The sequence below is a fragment of the Polynucleobacter bastaniensis genome, from assembly GCF_018882205.1.
GTDB classification, from domain to species: Bacteria; Pseudomonadota; Gammaproteobacteria; order Burkholderiales; family Burkholderiaceae; genus Polynucleobacter; species Polynucleobacter bastaniensis.
In genome coordinates, this window is the sequence record NZ_JACVOU010000001.1 from 551740 (window position 1) to 567317 (window position 15578).

A 15578-nucleotide genomic window follows, 5' to 3' on the forward strand; every position below is an offset into this window, starting at 1 on the left:
TTTATGAAGCCTGGAATCTTAATTACTGGCGGGTCGGGATTGCTTGCCTTGAATTGGGCTTGTACGTTTAGAGATAGATACTCCATCACTTTAGGGCTGCACCAGAAAAAAATTAGTCTTGCTGGAACTTCGGCGGTTCAGCTCAGTTTAGAGTCATTAGATGGACTTATAAAACAATTTGAAGTTATCAAGCCTAAATTTGTTATTCATACTGCAGGGCTGACTAGTATAGAAAAATGTGAGTCTGATCCAATCTTAGCTAGACACTTAAATGTTCTTTTGGCCATCAACATGGCGAAAGTGTGCTACATGTTTAAAGTACCTTTCGTACATATCTCTACCGACCACTTATATCCTGGCTACAATGCATGTGCTGATGAGGATTTGCCAATATCCCCAATCAACATTTACGGAAGTACCAAAGCGGAAGCTGAGCTCAGGGTTCTTGAAGAAAACCCGGAAGCCTTGATAATTCGGACTAATTTTTATGGCTGGGGAACAAGCTATCGCCAATCTTTTAGTGATTTTATTATTCGTACACTACGGGCAGAAAAGCAAATAGAATTATTTGATGATGTTTTTTACACGCCCATTATTGCAGAGGTTCTGGCACAAGCAACGCATGATTTAATTGCCTTGAAAGCCAGGGGAATTTTTAATGTTGTTGGTGGACAACGTCTTTCCAAGTTTGATTTTGGAGTAAGGCTGGCTAAAGAGTTTGATCTAAATGAAGCTCTAATCAAAGCAACGCAGATCACTAAGCAAACCTCACTGGTAAAAAGACCCTTAGATATGAGTCTGAGCAATAAAAAAACTGTTAATTTTTTGAGAAGGGATTTGGGCGCTATTGACGATCATTTTTCTCGATTACGCCAGCAAGAAGAAAATGGCATGGCAATGGAGTTAGGAAAATTATGATCCCTTATGGAAAACATCATATTGATGAAGAAGATATTCAAGCTGTTGTCAATGTTTTAAGAAGTGGCATTCTGACTCAGGGTCCAATCATTGAGCAATTTGAGCAGGAGATCGCGCGGTATGTCGGCTCTAGATATGCGGTTGCAGTATCTAGCGCGACCGCTGGAATGCACCTTGCTGCTATAGCAGCCGGAGTTGGGCCTGGCTCAACCTTAATTACAAGCCCAATCACCTTTGTCGCTAGTGCAAATGCCGGTTTATATGCCGGTGGAAATGTTGCGTTTGCCGATATTGATCCTCAAACGATCAATATGTCACCTAAATCATTAAAAATAGCCTTAGAAAATAATCCAAATACTAAGGCAGTTATACCAGTTCATTTTGGTGGATTGCCATGTGACATGACTGCCATCAAGCTACTAGCTGATAATGCTGGAGCGGTCATTATTGAAGATGGTGCACATGCGTTGGGTGCGAGTTACCCTGATGGGGGTAAGGTTGGATCCTGCCTGCACTCTCTAATGACTATTTTTTCATTTCATCCAGTAAAGGCTATTGCTGCGGGCGAAGGCGGTATGATTACTACGAATGATGAGGTTGTCTATCGTAAGTTATTAAGATTACGAAGTCACGGTATCAATAAGTTAGATGATGCTCTGGAAATACCTTCTCAGGCCCAAACTAAGGGAGAGGCCAATCCTTGGTATTATGAAATGCAAGAGCTAGGCTTTCATTACCGTATCACTGAAATGCAGTGCGCGCTTGCACTCTCGCAGTTCAAAAAATTAGATCAATTTATATTACGACGCCGCATTTTGGCAAAAAAATATGATGAGGCATTTGCTGTTTTTAAAAATTGTTGGCCAGCACAATCTATGGGACGAGACTTCAGTGGACATCACCTTTATGTCCTGAGGATCGATTTCACCGCCCTTGGCATGAATAGAGCCCAGCTAATGAAGGAGTTAAAAGAGAGGGATATTGGCAGTCAGGTGCATTACATACCAGTTCCAATGCAGCCTTATTATCAAAAGCAGGGATTAAATTTAGAGGACTTTCCAGGTGCTATTAATTACTATGAAGAGGCGCTAAGCATCCCCTTATTTTATGATTTAACAGACGCGCAGCAAGAATATATCGTTACTGTTTTTAAGGATTTAGTGGGGTGAAGCTAGCCTTGGGAACTGCCCAGTTTGGGATGCAATATGGAGTAGCTAATAGCATTGGGCAGCCTAGCGAAGTTGAGGTTAAAGAAATACTACAGATCGCTAGTTCACATGGTATTAATACCCTGGATACTGCCATTGCTTACGGAGACTGCGAAGAGCGTCTCGGGAGAATTGGGGTACCCAATTGGCAAATTATTTCCAAGCTACCAGCATTTGCAAGCGATACCAGTAATATTTATGAAGAAGTTAGATCGGTTATTCAAGGGTCTTTGCAAAGGCTAGGGGTAGATCAGATCTACGGGCTACTATTGCACCGTCCAGAGCAGCTACTTGAAAAAAATGGGGAAGATTTATATCGTGCTTTGGAGCAAGTGAAAAAAGATGGACTTGTTCATAAAATAGGTATCTCTATATATGACCCAGCATCACTTGAAATAATTCTTCCAAGTTTTAATTTTGATTTAGCGCAGATTCCTTTTAGTCCATTTGATCAGCGAGTCATTTTTTCCGGCTGGGCATCGCGCCTAAAATCTTTGGGGATTGAATTACATGTTCGATCAATTTTTCTTCAAGGCCTACTTTTGATGGAGAACGGTAAAAGACCTAATCAATTTGATCGATGGTCACCACTTTGGAGAAGATGGCATGAATGGTTACAGGACATGAATATAACGGCTTTGCAAGCTTGCCTTGGTTTTGTTGCTTCCTTTCCCCAAATTGATCGCATCCTAGTTGGAGTTGAGAATACAAATCAATTATTAGAGATCATAGAGGGAGTACAAAGACCAGCTCTGGCTATACCTGATGAGTTTTACTCTACCGATTTAGATTTAATTAATCCAGCAAATTGGTCCTCATTAAATTCAGTTAAATAAAATTAATTTACAGAAAATCGCTAGAAAGAAAAATGGATTTATTGCTGGTCATTCGCGGGTTAGCAGCTATCCTTGTTGTATTTTGGCATGGGTTTGGGGCTTATCATGCCAATGAAATTTCACCATTAATTAATACGCCTGGCAGAACAGCCGTGTGGATTTTTTTTTGGAATATCTGGTTATGTAATCTCTTATGGATTTATCCATAAGAGATATGTTTTTAGTTTTAAGAGCCTTAAATTTTTTTATATAAATCGATTCCTTAGAATTTACCCATTATTCTTTTGTGTTGCATTGTTTGCATGGGCTATGGAATATGCTATAAATGGCTCAAATCCACTTGGACTAAAAGATCTCCCCTCGCAGTTTCTTGCGTTACAGTTTAATCACAGCTATATTTTAAATGGCGTATTTTGGACGCTGGGAATAGAGGGGCAATTTTATTTAATTGCCCCTGTGTTGGTTCTTGTATTTACTTTATTTAATTGGAGATTAAGTTTAATTCTTGGACTATTATTGTATCTAATGCTGGTAGGCTTGCAATATTTTCTGGTAAATAAGTATGGATGGAATTACGATGGGAGAAACATCATATCCAATCTTCCCCATTTTTTTATTGGAATGATTGGCTGTGCTTTAGTCTATGAGATTAAGCCAAATATTTTTCGCTTAATACTTTGTATTCTTTTAAGTATAGTTTTTTTGACTCTCACCAATTATCTGTATCACAAGGATCCTTCGATTTATTGGTCATCTTATGGAATCCTTTTAATTGATGCTTTAATACTAATCCTCATAATTGCTCATAGCAGCATTCAGAGGGTGGCTTGTCAAAATAAAACTTATTTAATATTTGGATTTTTAGGTACCCTTTCATACGGAATATATGCATGGCATCCTTTGCTGATGAGATTTATAGATAATATTCAAGAGCAGCCTTTTATTATATCTATAGTAATATTGTTATTTACGATAATAGTAGCAACCATAAGTTCTTATCAAATAGAAAGACCATCTTTGAAAATAAGACGCCATTGATGATTTTTAGCTGAAAATATATTATGAGAGAATTAACTAAAATGCCTATCCAAATTATCGCCGAATTAGCACAGGGCTTTGAAGGCAAACCAGAGCAAGCCCGCTTATTAATGAAGGCAGCTGCTGCAGCTGGCGCTAACGCTGCTAAGTTCCAGATGGTATACGCTGATGAATTAGCTACACCAGATTATGAGCATTATGGTTTATTTAAATCTCTCGAAATGCCTACTGACGTGTGGCAAGATTTAGTTCATTTGGCTTTAGATTTGGGAATTGAGCTCCACCTTGATATTTTTGGTATTCAAAGCCTTCGTTTATCCGAGCAAATTGGTGTAAAAACTATTAAGCTGCATGGAACGGATATTGCGAATATTGGTTTGCTACATGAGGTAGCCAAAAGCTCTATAGAAAAGGTGCTATTGGGTGCCGGAGGAGCTTATCTTGCTGAAGTAGATAGGGCTTTAGAAATATTATCAAGTAAGCAGGTAATTGTTCTCCTCGGGTTTCAGGGATATCCAACCCTTACTCCAGATAATCAAATATCTAGAGTTACATTATTAGTTAATAGATTTAAAAGTTCAGGTCAAACGGTTACGATTGGATTTGCTGACCATGCAGAGCAAAATAGCCAGTTAAGCTATGCATTGGCGGCGACTGCCATTGGGGCTGGCGCAATAATAATAGAAAAACATTTGACCCTGGGAAGGGTAATGAAATTAGAGGATCATGAGTCTGCTTTAAATCCAGATGAATTTTTTGAATTTACTCAAACTATACGAGGGTGCTATTCTGCCATTGGGGCATCAAGTCATGTCGAGGATTTCGGTATGAGTATTAGTGAGCAGGAATACAGGATAAAAATTCGGCGTCATGTGGTTGCCTCAAGAAATATGCATGCTGGCAATATTATCTCTCCAAGTGATGTAGTTTTGAAGCGGTCACCAGCCGATATGGCCGTTATGGATTTGTCCTTTGCGTACAATAAAGTGATTAAGAATGGTGTACAAATAAATCAACCAATACTGATTGACGATATTACTTAAGTAAAGTTAGGTAATATTTTGTATTTGCACTTACGCTCTATACTTCTATGGTTTTTACATTATGACGACTAATAAAATTAACCTAGAAATAGGTAGAGCTTTATCCAATAAAGCGAAAAAACTGATCCCTGGTGGAGCGCATACTTATAGCAAAGGAGATGATCAATTTCCTGCTAATGCACCTAAAATAATCGATCGAGGCAAGGGTTGTTATATTTGGGATGTGGATGGCAATAAATGGTTAGATTTTGCTATGTCGTTGGGATCTGTCAGTTTAGGCCATGCGTACGATCCAGTATTGCAATCTGTAACAAGGGAGCTTGAAAAAGGCGTAAATTTCCTTAGGCCAACAGCAATTGAAGCAGAGGTTGCTGAATTACTTATAGATATTATACCTAGCGCTGAGATGGTGAAGTTTGCAAAGCATGGCTCAGATGCGACAACTAGTGCCGTTAAATTAGCGCGCGCATATACTTCTCGAAAATATATTGCAAGATGTCAAGATGATGCATTTAACTCTATAGATGACTGGTTCATTGGCAGCACCATACTGCATTCAGGGGTTCCTGATGAGGTGCGTGAACTGACATTACAGTTTAAATATAACGATATTGGTAGTTTAGAAAGATTATTTGATGAGTACCCATACCAAATTGCTGGAGTAATTTTTGAGCCTCTATCAATGATTGAGCCTGAAGATAATTTTCTTCAGAAAGTAAAATTACTATGTGAGAAAAATGGAAGTATTCTAATTTTTGATGAAGTTGTTTCCGGTTTTCGTTTTAATATTGGTGGCGCACAAAATCTTGCTGGTGTTACACCCCATCTTTCAGCGTTTGGAAAGGGGATGGCAAATGGATTTTCTTGTAGTGCATTGGTTGGACAGAGAGACATTATGTCCTTAGGCGCTATCGAGGGAAAACAAAAACGTATGTTTTTACTCTCGACAACCCATGGTGGTGAGACTCATGGATTAGCTGCAGCAAAATCTACGATACGTGAATTTCAAGAAAAAAATGTTATTAACCATATTTGGCAGCTAGGAAGTCTTTTTCAATCTGGTGTTCGAGAAATTGCAGCGCGGCTCGATGTAGAGCGGTATATAGATGTAATTGGTTATCCATGCAAAACTGGACTGATATTTAGGGATGAAACTGGTGCAATTTCCCCCATTGCTAGAACTCTTTTCCTACAAGAATCAGCCCAAAGGGGGTTATTAATACCATATATCAGCATAAGCTACTCTCATACTGAGGCTGAAATAATCACGGCTTTAAAAATAATAGAGGACTCATTAATTGAAATGAAAAAAGCTGCAGAAAATCAAGGAATGTTAGCTGCAGTGCAGGGAGCAATAATTAAACCAGTCTTTAGAAAAGAAAATTAAAGAGATTATATGACTAGTCGAGTAGTAAGTTTAAATGGAAGATTGGTGGGCGATGGATTTCCTCCATACATTGTTGCTGAGCTTTCAGGTAATCATAACCAGTCATTAGATAGAGCTATGTTACTCGTAGATGCGGCAGCAAGTGCTGGGGTAAATGCTATTAAATTGCAAACATACACAGCCGATACCATGACTATGGATATGCCCGTCGAAGAATTTATAGTTCAAAACAGCGATAGCCCATGGAATGAAAAGAGTTTGTATCAACTCTATAAGGAGGCTTATACTCCATGGGAATGGCATGACCCTATCATGAAGAGGTGTAAGGATAATGGCCTACATTTTTTTAGTAGCCCATTCGATGAAAGTGCAGTGGATTTTTTAGAGACACTGGACGTCCCATTTTATAAAATTGCATCACCAGAAATCATTGATATTCCTCTAGTGCAGAGGGTTGCAAAGACGGGAAAGCCGACTATAGTATCTACCGGAATGGCAAATCTTTCAGAAATATACCAGCTTGCTGAGTCATTTAGGAAGGCCGGGGGGAAAGATTTAATTTTATTGAAATGTACAACAGCGTATCCAGCGCCGCCAGAAGAAATTAATCTGGCAACAATTTCAAACATGAGAGATCTCTTTGATGTCCCCATCGGCTTATCAGACCATTCCTTGGGTGTTGGCGTGGCCATAGCCTCAGTAGCGCTTGGGGCTTGCTTGATAGAAAAGCATTTTACTTTAAAGCGCTCTGATGGTGGGGTCGATAGCCAATTTTCATTGGAGCCATCTGAGCTAACATTGTTATGTGAGGAGGCAAAAAGGGCTTGGTTGGCGATTGGCAAGGTTAATTATTCTCCAACAAAAGAAGAAATTAAAAATAGGCAGTTTAGGAGATCTATATACGTAAGCAAAGACATCCTTGCTGGGGAGATGTTCACGATAGAAAACATCCAAATTATAAGACCGGCATATGGTTTAGCCCCAAAGCATTTTCATGGGATTGCCGGCAGAAAAGCTTCTCAATTTCTTAAAAGAGGAACGCCGCTTAGTTGGGAGCATGTGGAATAAATGAAAAAGCTTGTAGCGACATTAGCCTGTAGAAATCAAGGCACACGACTTTATGGTAAGCCATTACAAAATTTAGATATTAAAAACAAATTAACAATTTTGGAGCATCAAATTAATTTAATTAAAACGATCCCAAGTATTGAGGATATTGTTTTAGGAATTTCTGAGGGATCTGATAATAGTTGTTATTATGACTATGCAAAAAAAAATAAAATAAAATATATAACCGGAAGCGAAGAGGATGTATTAAAAAGGTTAATACTTTGCTTGGAAGAGGTGGGAGGTACTGATGCTTTTAGGATTACGACAGAATCACCATTTATTTGCTATGAGCCTATTGAAGAAGCATGGGAGCGACATAAGAATAGAGAACTCGATTTTTCATATCTAGATAATGTACCGGATGGATGTGGATTTGAGATAATAGCCCTGGATACTCTTAAAATATCTCATTTTAATGGACAGGCAAAGCATAGGTCGGAATTATGCTCTTTATATATACGTGAACACAAAGCAGATTTTAAAACTGAATATATAGATGTACCAGATAGCATTAGAAGGCTAGATATACGCTTAACAGTTGATTACCCTGAAGACCTCATTGTTTGCAGATCTGTGTATCAAAAATTTAGCAATTTAGCCCCGAAAATTCCTCTACAAAGTATTATTGAGTACCTAGATCTAAATCCCTATTTAAAAGACTTAGTTGAGCCCTTTATAGATGAAGGTCTAAAAACTATGAACATATGACTGGGTTAATTAAGAAATTTTTAGTTAGGACTGATGCCTCTCCCGAGATTGGTTCTGGTCATCTTGTCAGAACCATGGCGTTGGCAGAGCAGCTAAAAGACTGGGGGCATAGTATTGAATTCGTAACAGTGCCTCATAGTCCCGAGTTAATTAAAAGATTGAATGCAGATAACTATAAATTTCATTACTTAGAAAAAAATGATAGTTTTGAAATCAATGAAAAAAAATTCTTTGACATTGCCAGGTTATATAATCCAGATTGGATAGTTTTAGACGGATATAACTTTAGTACTAATTTTGAACACAAAATAATAGAAGCCGGAATAAAATTACTAAAGATTACCGACTTTAATACGGAGTTTAGTTTTGCCGATATTCTGTTAGATCAAAATCATGGCGCTGAAAAAAATTTATATCAAGTAAGGCCCAATAGTACAGTCTTAAAAGGGCTGCAACATGTTATTTTAAGAAGAACTTTTCGCCAGTTAATGGCGAAAAAAAACCCGATATTTAGTCAAAAAAATGTTAGGGTAATAATATCCCTTGGTGGGGGATCAGCCAAGGTAGATCTGATTAATGAAAAGCTAATTCATGCCTTTAGTTTAATTAGTAAAAAAAATTGGACTATAGTGATTATGACTGGTTTAATGAGTATGACAATGGATGGTCAGTTTAAAAATTTTCCATCAGATATGTCTTTAAGAATAGAAAAGCATTCTGATTTCATGGCTCAGGAAATGATGAACTCAGATATTGGAATATTTTCAGGCGGGACAACTATGTGGGAAGCTTTATATATGAAAATCCCATTTTTAGGCATTTCGTTGAATCCAAAGCAAAAGGAATATTTGGATTTTCTTGAAAATGAAGGATTATGTGTTCATTTGGGTTTTCATGAGTCTTTGGAAATTGAGGCATTAAAATTTAAGATAGAAAATTTTATTTTGAATCTTGAAAAAAGAAAAAAAATATTAGAAACTTTTTCAAAAATAATAAACCAAGATATAAAAAAATTGTCTCTAAAAAACTATTTAATGAGTCTATAAATGATAAACAAATTTATAAAATATCCAAATTTTAATAAGATATTAAAACTTATATCTGATGAAAGTCCTCTACAAAAAAAGAGAATAAATGCATTCTTAGATATCCAAGATGAAGATTACTTCCAGTTTTCTGAGAAGTTAAGTACAACTTTGATCGAAAAGTTAATTACAAAAGAGTGTGAGCAAATTGAGGCTGCTCAGGCTTATAACAAAATGTGTCGCGATTTTCTTTATGCCCAAATTCAATTTCAAAAAACAGGCTGCTACCCAATAAGTGATGCGTCTATTGCAAAAGTTAAGGTATACGACGAAGTTGCTGTCATGAAGTATTACATGGTAGGTTTATTGCTTTCTTATATGTTCTGGCCAAACCACTATAAACTTTTCAAGTTCTACGAAAAGCATTTAAATGGAAAATCATTTGAGTCCTATCTGGAGGTTGGCGTTGGACATGGCCTTTTTACTGCGGTTATAAAAAATAAATTTCCTAGAATAAAATCAACAATAATAGATATTAGTGAAACTTCAATATTAGCGGCTCAGAGCTTACTAGATGCATTTGGTGTAGATAAAAAAAATACACGATTTATTCACGGTGACTTTTTAGATGTTCAAGATAGTAATGAGCGTTTTGACTTTTTGATTATGGGGGAGGTTTTAGAGCACGTGAATGATGGAGATAGATTTTTAAAAAAGGCTCGAAATTTATTAAATTTAGATGGTGTTATTTACCTTTCAACGGCGGCCAATAGTCCGGCATTAGATCATGTGTTGCATTTTAAAAATATTTCAGAAATACAAAAAATGATTTTAAATGCTGGACTAAATATCATCGACGAAGTTGCTTTTCCAGCTGAAAATATTCCAGAAAGTCGCTGGGAGTCTGAATTGGTTACTATAAATTATTGCGCATTATTGGGCTTGGCTAAGTAGATCATTGGGAGTAATGGTATGAACGATAAAACTAAATCACTTCAAGTGGAATTGAATAAGCTTTCAGATGAACGCTCCATGAATGCATATTCAAGGGTAGATAATCTTTTGTTCGATCAACCAAGTTCAGGATTGGAGTTATTGAGGATAGCAGCCGTCAGAAATTTTACTATTGAACCTCTTATTCCCGTTCTTCGATCAGAATTCGCACTGGCAGGTTATTTTGCAGAGATGTATTTGGGCGATTACGACACTGTATCAATGGATGTTTTAAATTCAAAAAGCAGACTATATGATTTTAATCCAAATATGCTCCTGATGTTTTTTTGGCTTGAAACTTTATCGCCGATGCTAACTTTGGAGTTTATACGTTTATCGCATGAAGAGGTGCAGTTGGAAATTAAACGAATTATTGATGAAATTAGTAATTTAATTAAAAATTTCAGAAATAATTCAACAGCCTCTATTTTAATAAATAATTTCCCTTTAAATAGCTATCCTACATTAGGGATTTTAGATTCGCAGTTGGAGTGGGGACAAACAAATTCTATTATTTATTTAAATAAAGAACTCTTAAAAATAGCCAAACAGAACCCTAATGTTTATATTGTTGATTACCAATTAATTTTCTCACGCTATGGGTATAGAAATGTGATTGATGATAGGTATTGGAGTGTAGCAAAAGCGCCGCTTAAATCAGATGTGATAACTGCATTAGCCGGTGAGTACTCGAAATACCTGAAGGCTTTAAAAGGAAAAACAAAAAAATGCCTTGTACTGGATTGCGACAATACCTTATGGGGTGGGGTTATCGGAGAGGATGGTATCAAGGGTATTAGGATTGGCGAAAATAGTACAGATAGTTTTTGCTCTTTTCAAACCGAGCTATTAAACCTATATCATCGAGGCGTTATTTTGGCTATTTGTAGCAAGAATAATGAGATAGATGTTCTAGATGTTTTGGATAACCATCCAGAAATGATTCTCAAAAAATCACACTTTGCTGCTTGGCAAATTAACTGGGATGATAAGGCAAGCAATATAGATAAAATTGCTAAAAAATTAAATATTGGTATCGATAGTTTTGTTTTTGTAGATGACAGTATTTTTGAGTGTGAATGGGTAGCCCAGAAGTTGCCAGAAGTTGCTGTATTGAACTTGAAGGGAGATGCGAGCTCGTATAGGAGGCAATTAGTCGAAAAAGCTTATTTTGACGGACTTACTTATACCTCGGAGGATAAAGCGAGAACTGAAATGTATTTAGGGGCTCTCCAAAGTGATGAATTGCTTAGTAATTCAGATGATTATTCTGACTATTTAAAAAAATTAGAGTTAAAGGCAGAAATAGGCATACCAGATGATTTAATGATTGCACGAGTTTCTCAATTAACGCAAAAAACAAATCAGTTTAATTTAACAACCAAGCGATATACCGAGGGAGATATCACTCGTATGATAGGATCAGAAGATTTTGATGTGTTTTATCTGAAATTGAAGGATAAGTTTATTGATTTAGGCCTAATTGGAATTGCAATTACTAGGAGGATTGATTCGGAGCTCCACATAGATTCTTTATTACTTTCTTGTAGAGCTTTAGGGCGTGGTGCTGAGGATGTATTGATTGCTTATATTATTGATAGGGCCAAAACGCTGGGCTGCAAGAAGGTGATTGGAATGTATGTACCTTCGGTAAAAAATGCACAGGTAGAGGATTTATTTGAACGACAGGGATTTGTAAGGATAGATGTTGAAGATGCTAGTTCAAGTTGGGTGTGGAATGTTGAGAAAGAACATGAGCATGTATTTAATGACTGGATAGAATTAACTAAAAATGGGTAGGTTAAATATTATTAATAAGGATAATTATGGAAAACGAAAAAATTTTAAAAAAAATATTAAGCGATTTATTTATGGTGGACATTTCAACAATTAATGATGATACGTCGGTTGATACAGTATCAAAATGGGATTCTTTAAAGCATTTAAATTTAGTGCTCGCTTTAGAGGAGGCTTTTAAGATTGCATTGACAGAAGAGCAAACGGTTGAAATATTAAGCTATCCATTAATTAAGTCCGTGCTTATTGAGCATGGAATTAAACTCTAGAAAAATGGAAAATTCAAACCCTGCTATCGATCTTATTCTTTCAAGGATGTACGGCGCAAATTTGCAACCTGCCGTAATATCTAACGGAAAGACATATAGCTATGGTGACTTAATATCAAAAATAAATTTATGGGAGGCACGCTTAACAAGAGATGGATTATCCCAAGGATCAGTGTGCGCCTTCATTGGTGATTTTTCAATAGAATCCAGTGCCTTAATTTTTGCGCTAATAAAAATTAAAGCTATTCTAGTTCCATTAACCAGCGAGCTTGAGTTTCAAAAAAATACATTTATTGATATATCTTGCGCTGAGTTTTTATATGATTTTCAATCAAATAAGGAGATTACTTTTAGTAAAATTGCTTCATCAAATAATTCCGATTTGATTAACAATTTTAGGGACATGGGGCATCCTGGGCTAATTGTCTTTTCATCAGGATCAACTGGTGAGCCAAAAGGAATTTTGCATGATTTTGAGTTACTGATAAAAAAATTCACAAAAATTAGAAAAGGCTGGAGAACTATTCTATTCTTACTGTTTGATCACTTTGGAGGATTTAATACATTTTTAGCTACTTTTGCAAACTTAGGGGTGGCTATATGCCCTGATAAAAGGACTCCTGCAAGTATTGCAAAATTAATACAGGATTACAAAGCAGAGTTATTGCCTACTACCCCAACATTTTTAAATCTAATGCTGGCTAGTATGACCCATAAAATTTATGATTTAAGTTCTGTAAAATTAATTACATATGGCACTGAGTTGATGAGTGCATCAACATTAGATAAAGTGGTAGTCGCTTTTCCAGATGCAAAGCTTAAGCAGACATATGGACTCTCGGAGTTAGGGGTATTAAGATCTGAATCAAAAGATTTGAATACGACATGGGTTAAGGTGGGTGGTGATGGTTTTGAAACTAAAGTTATCGATGGAGTCTTGTGGGTGCGCTCCCACTCCAATATGGTTGGATATATTAATGCCCCAAATCCGTTTGACGAATCGGGTTGGATGTGTACTGGAGATGAAGTAGAGATTGAAGGTGACTGCATTAAGTTTCTCGGTCGCGCCTCAGAAGTTATCAACGTGGGAGGCAAGAAAGTTTTTCCAGTGGAGATTGAGTCTATTCTTTTAAGTGCCGAGAATATTAAAGATGTAACAGTCTATGGTGTAAATCATTTTATTATGGGCCAAATCGTAGTCGCAAAAATTTCATTATTAAATGATGAAGCCTTTGAAAATTTAATTGAAAGATTGCGGATTTTTTGCAATAGCAAAATGGCTAAGTATAAAGTACCAGTGAAATTCATACTTGAATCTAGGGATCATCTTCCTTATAGCCATAGGTATAAAAAAATTCGTAAGAATGAGTAATTATAGGGATGATAAATATAAATTTTGTAGAGCTAGAGGACAGGCATTTACCGCTGCTGTACGAATGGAGAACTAGCGAGAGAGTTTCCAAATTTCAGTTGAGCAAAATGAGCGGGAGTTTTGAGGAACATATCGCATGGTTTAAAAGAGTTTCTTTAGACCCAGCATCTGAATACTGGATAATAGAGTACGCTGATCGTCCAATCGGGTTATTCAATTTGGCTGGAATGGATCAGATAAGTAAAAAACTAACAGCAGGTTTTTACATTGGAGCATTTGAGTACCTTTCTATTGGGGCGCTAATCCCCCCCTTTTTTTATAACTATATTTTTTTCGATTTAAAATTTAACAAAATATGGGGTGAAGTTTTTTGGGATAACATAAATGTGAGAAAAATACATCAATTTCACGGTTTCAGAGAGGTGGGTGTCTTTAGGGATCATGTTTTAAAAGATGATAAATTTCATAATATTGTACTCATTGAGTTATTGTCAGACAGTTGGTTATCCTTAAAGAAGTATCATAAATATAGATCTAATTTTTTGAAAGTGAAAAATGTTAAATATTAGCGAAGCAAAAGAACTCATTAAAGAGTGCATTGAATCCTTAAGGCGTGCAGGAACAATATCAGCAGATATTAAAATTAATCCTGAAACAGTAATTTTAGGACGAGATTCTGATTTTGATTCTATAGGATTTATAACTCTTATTACTGATATAGAAAATAGACTCGAACAAAGGTTAGGACGAGAAGCTTATGTTGTGCTAGATGAAATAGAAGGTTTTAATGTTAATAACCCATCATTAACAGTTGACTCTTTGGCGGATTATATTAAGAATCTATAACTAAGAATATTTCATAACTTGGATTCTTTATGTATGTCCCATCTAAATTATGATTAATTCAATGAAGATAGTTGTTATAACTGGGACAAGCAGGGGTCTTGGCTTCAGTCTTGCGCTACATTATCTAAAATTAGGTTATTGCGTAGTTGGTTGTAGTAAAGGACTGGGAACAATCAATCATGCCTCTTATTTTCATACATCTTGTAATTTAACAAATGAGAAAGAGGTTGGGATTTGGATACGTAATATATATAAGTCATTCGGGTCTATCGATGTTCTCATATGTAATGCAGGACTTGTTTATTCCGCACTTTATCTTTCCTTGACACCAAGTTCAGTTATGAACTCATTTTTAAATAATAATATATCTGCAGTTTTTTATGTATTGCGTGAAGTATCGAAAATAATGGTGATTAAGGGATTCGGAAGAATAATTACTATCTCTTCAACTATGATGGCTTTGCATGAGCAAGGAACTGCAGTATATTCTGCAACAAAGAGTGCGGTAACCGAGATGACAAAAGTACTGGCAAATGAATTGGCGCCAAGGGGTATTACATGCAATATAGTTGCGCCAGGAATGATGGTGACTGATTCATCAAAAGAGTTAGCTCAATCATTGGATTGGGAAAGGCAGATGTTAGACAAGCAGGTTTTTAAGAGGGTAATTGGGCATGATGAGATTTCAAATGCAACTGATTTTTTTATATCAGATTTAAGCAAATCTATAACTGGGCAGGTTATATACTTAGGAATTGTTAAGTGAGCAATCATTAAGAGGTATTAAATATAAATATGGAATTAAATTTTGGTAAATTTCATTTAAAAGCAATAAAAACAGGCATCTTGAGAGAGAATTGCTATGTCATACATCACGGAGAGTCAGACGAAATAGTGGTTGTGAACTGACCTGATTTTTAGTACCACCCTAGAAGAGAGGATTTTTGATAATCTTCACCTTAAAGGAGTGCTAAATATGGCAAAAGGTCAGCGTCTTAAACCCGAGCAAATCGTCACCTTATTGCGTC

At 36.3% G+C, this 15578-nt stretch carries 16 protein-coding genes; all 16 read left to right on the forward strand.

Annotated features, from left to right (window positions below):
* The first annotated feature begins 3 nt into the window (after nt 1-3).
* A complete protein-coding gene (locus ICN22_RS02995; protein WP_216168774.1) occupies nt 4-918 on the forward strand; it encodes an SDR family oxidoreductase in 915 nt (304 codons plus the stop codon).
* Nucleotides 915-2087, forward strand: coding sequence for a UDP-4-amino-4,6-dideoxy-N-acetyl-beta-L-altrosamine transaminase (pseC, locus tag ICN22_RS03000; RefSeq protein ID WP_216168775.1), 1173 nt, complete (start codon nt 915-917; stop codon nt 2085-2087). Before ICN22_RS02995 ends, pseC begins: the two co-directional genes overlap by 4 nt.
* Complete coding sequence (locus tag ICN22_RS03005) at nt 2084-2962, forward strand: aldo/keto reductase (protein ID WP_369411557.1); 879 nt, start codon at nt 2084-2086, stop codon at nt 2960-2962. Before pseC ends, ICN22_RS03005 begins: the two co-directional genes overlap by 4 nt.
* A 171-nt stretch (nt 2963-3133) precedes the next feature.
* A complete protein-coding gene (locus ICN22_RS03010; protein ID WP_369411559.1) occupies nt 3134-4000 on the forward strand; it encodes an acyltransferase family protein in 867 nt (288 codons plus the stop codon).
* Between the two features lie 23 nt (nt 4001-4023).
* Nucleotides 4024-5043 (forward strand): N-acetylneuraminate synthase family protein, encoded by a 1020-nt coding sequence (locus tag ICN22_RS03015; protein WP_216168777.1) that lies wholly within the window; start codon nt 4024-4026, stop codon nt 5041-5043.
* A 61-nt stretch (nt 5044-5104) separates the two neighbouring features.
* Nucleotides 5105-6430, forward strand: a complete 1326-nt coding sequence (locus ICN22_RS03020) for a glutamate-1-semialdehyde 2,1-aminomutase (RefSeq protein ID WP_216168778.1) — start codon at nt 5105-5107, stop codon at nt 6428-6430.
* Between the two features lie 9 nt (nt 6431-6439).
* Nucleotides 6440-7498: a pseudaminic acid synthase gene (gene pseI / locus ICN22_RS03025; RefSeq protein ID WP_216168779.1), complete on the forward strand. Its 1059-nt coding sequence runs from the start codon at nt 6440-6442 to the stop codon at nt 7496-7498.
* On the forward strand, nt 7499-8248 hold the full coding sequence (locus ICN22_RS03030; protein WP_216168780.1) for a cytidylyltransferase domain-containing protein: 750 nt from the start codon (nt 7499-7501) through the stop codon (nt 8246-8248).
* Nucleotides 8245-9294, forward strand: a complete 1050-nt coding sequence (gene pseG / locus ICN22_RS03035; protein ID WP_216168781.1) for a UDP-2,4-diacetamido-2,4,6-trideoxy-beta-L-altropyranose hydrolase — start codon at nt 8245-8247, stop codon at nt 9292-9294. Before ICN22_RS03030 ends, pseG begins: the two co-directional genes overlap by 4 nt.
* Nucleotides 9295-10227, forward strand: coding sequence for a class I SAM-dependent methyltransferase (locus tag ICN22_RS03040; RefSeq protein WP_216168782.1), 933 nt, complete (start codon nt 9295-9297; stop codon nt 10225-10227). It abuts the gene before it with no gap.
* An 18-nt stretch (nt 10228-10245) separates the two neighbouring features.
* Nucleotides 10246-12066, forward strand: a complete 1821-nt coding sequence (locus tag ICN22_RS03045) for an HAD-IIIC family phosphatase (RefSeq protein WP_216168783.1) — start codon at nt 10246-10248, stop codon at nt 12064-12066.
* Nucleotides 12067-12092: 26 nt separating this feature from the next.
* Nucleotides 12093-12332, forward strand: a complete 240-nt coding sequence (locus tag ICN22_RS03050; RefSeq protein ID WP_216168784.1) for an acyl carrier protein — start codon at nt 12093-12095, stop codon at nt 12330-12332.
* The gene (locus ICN22_RS03055; RefSeq protein WP_216168785.1) at nt 12316-13704 is read left to right on the forward strand and encodes an ANL family adenylate-forming protein; all 1389 of its coding nucleotides are present in this window, start codon (nt 12316-12318) and stop codon (nt 13702-13704) included. Before ICN22_RS03050 ends, ICN22_RS03055 begins: the two co-directional genes overlap by 17 nt.
* Nucleotides 13705-13712: 8 nt before the next feature.
* On the forward strand, nt 13713-14273 hold the full coding sequence (gene pseH, locus ICN22_RS03060) for a UDP-4-amino-4,6-dideoxy-N-acetyl-beta-L-altrosamine N-acetyltransferase (protein WP_216168786.1): 561 nt from the start codon (nt 13713-13715) through the stop codon (nt 14271-14273).
* The gene (locus ICN22_RS03065; protein WP_216168787.1) at nt 14260-14550 is read left to right on the forward strand and encodes a hypothetical protein; all 291 of its coding nucleotides are present in this window, start codon (nt 14260-14262) and stop codon (nt 14548-14550) included. Before pseH ends, ICN22_RS03065 begins: the two co-directional genes overlap by 14 nt.
* A 49-nt stretch (nt 14551-14599) precedes the next feature.
* A complete protein-coding gene (locus ICN22_RS03070) occupies nt 14600-15316 on the forward strand; it encodes an SDR family NAD(P)-dependent oxidoreductase (protein WP_216168788.1) in 717 nt (238 codons plus the stop codon).
* Nucleotides 15317-15578 lie beyond the last annotated feature (262 nt).

Excerpts from the sequence above, each read along its gene's own strand:
- ICN22_RS02995 (WP_216168774.1), top strand. The coding sequence starts at position 4 with ATGAAGCCTGGAATCTTAATTACTGGCGGGTCGGGATTGCTTGCCTTG.
- pseC (WP_216168775.1), top strand. The coding sequence starts at position 915 with ATGATCCCTTATGGAAAACATCATATTGATGAAGAAGATATTCAAGCT.
- ICN22_RS03015 (WP_216168777.1), top strand. The coding sequence starts at position 4,024 with ATGAGAGAATTAACTAAAATGCCTATCCAAATTATCGCCGAATTAGCA.
- ICN22_RS03020 (WP_216168778.1), top strand. The coding sequence starts at position 5,105 with ATGACGACTAATAAAATTAACCTAGAAATAGGTAGAGCTTTATCCAAT.
- pseI (WP_216168779.1), top strand. The coding sequence starts at position 6,440 with ATGACTAGTCGAGTAGTAAGTTTAAATGGAAGATTGGTGGGCGATGGA.
- ICN22_RS03030 (WP_216168780.1), top strand. The coding sequence starts at position 7,499 with ATGAAAAAGCTTGTAGCGACATTAGCCTGTAGAAATCAAGGCACACGA.
- pseG (WP_216168781.1), top strand. The coding sequence starts at position 8,245 with ATGACTGGGTTAATTAAGAAATTTTTAGTTAGGACTGATGCCTCTCCC.
- ICN22_RS03040 (WP_216168782.1), top strand. The coding sequence starts at position 9,295 with ATGATAAACAAATTTATAAAATATCCAAATTTTAATAAGATATTAAAA.
- ICN22_RS03045 (WP_216168783.1), top strand. The coding sequence starts at position 10,246 with ATGAACGATAAAACTAAATCACTTCAAGTGGAATTGAATAAGCTTTCA.
- ICN22_RS03050 (WP_216168784.1), top strand. The coding sequence starts at position 12,093 with ATGGAAAACGAAAAAATTTTAAAAAAAATATTAAGCGATTTATTTATG.
- ICN22_RS03055 (WP_216168785.1), top strand. The coding sequence starts at position 12,316 with ATGGAATTAAACTCTAGAAAAATGGAAAATTCAAACCCTGCTATCGAT.
- pseH (WP_216168786.1), top strand. The coding sequence starts at position 13,713 with ATGATAAATATAAATTTTGTAGAGCTAGAGGACAGGCATTTACCGCTG.
- ICN22_RS03065 (WP_216168787.1), top strand. The coding sequence starts at position 14,260 with ATGTTAAATATTAGCGAAGCAAAAGAACTCATTAAAGAGTGCATTGAA.
- ICN22_RS03070 (WP_216168788.1), top strand. The coding sequence starts at position 14,600 with ATGATTAATTCAATGAAGATAGTTGTTATAACTGGGACAAGCAGGGGT.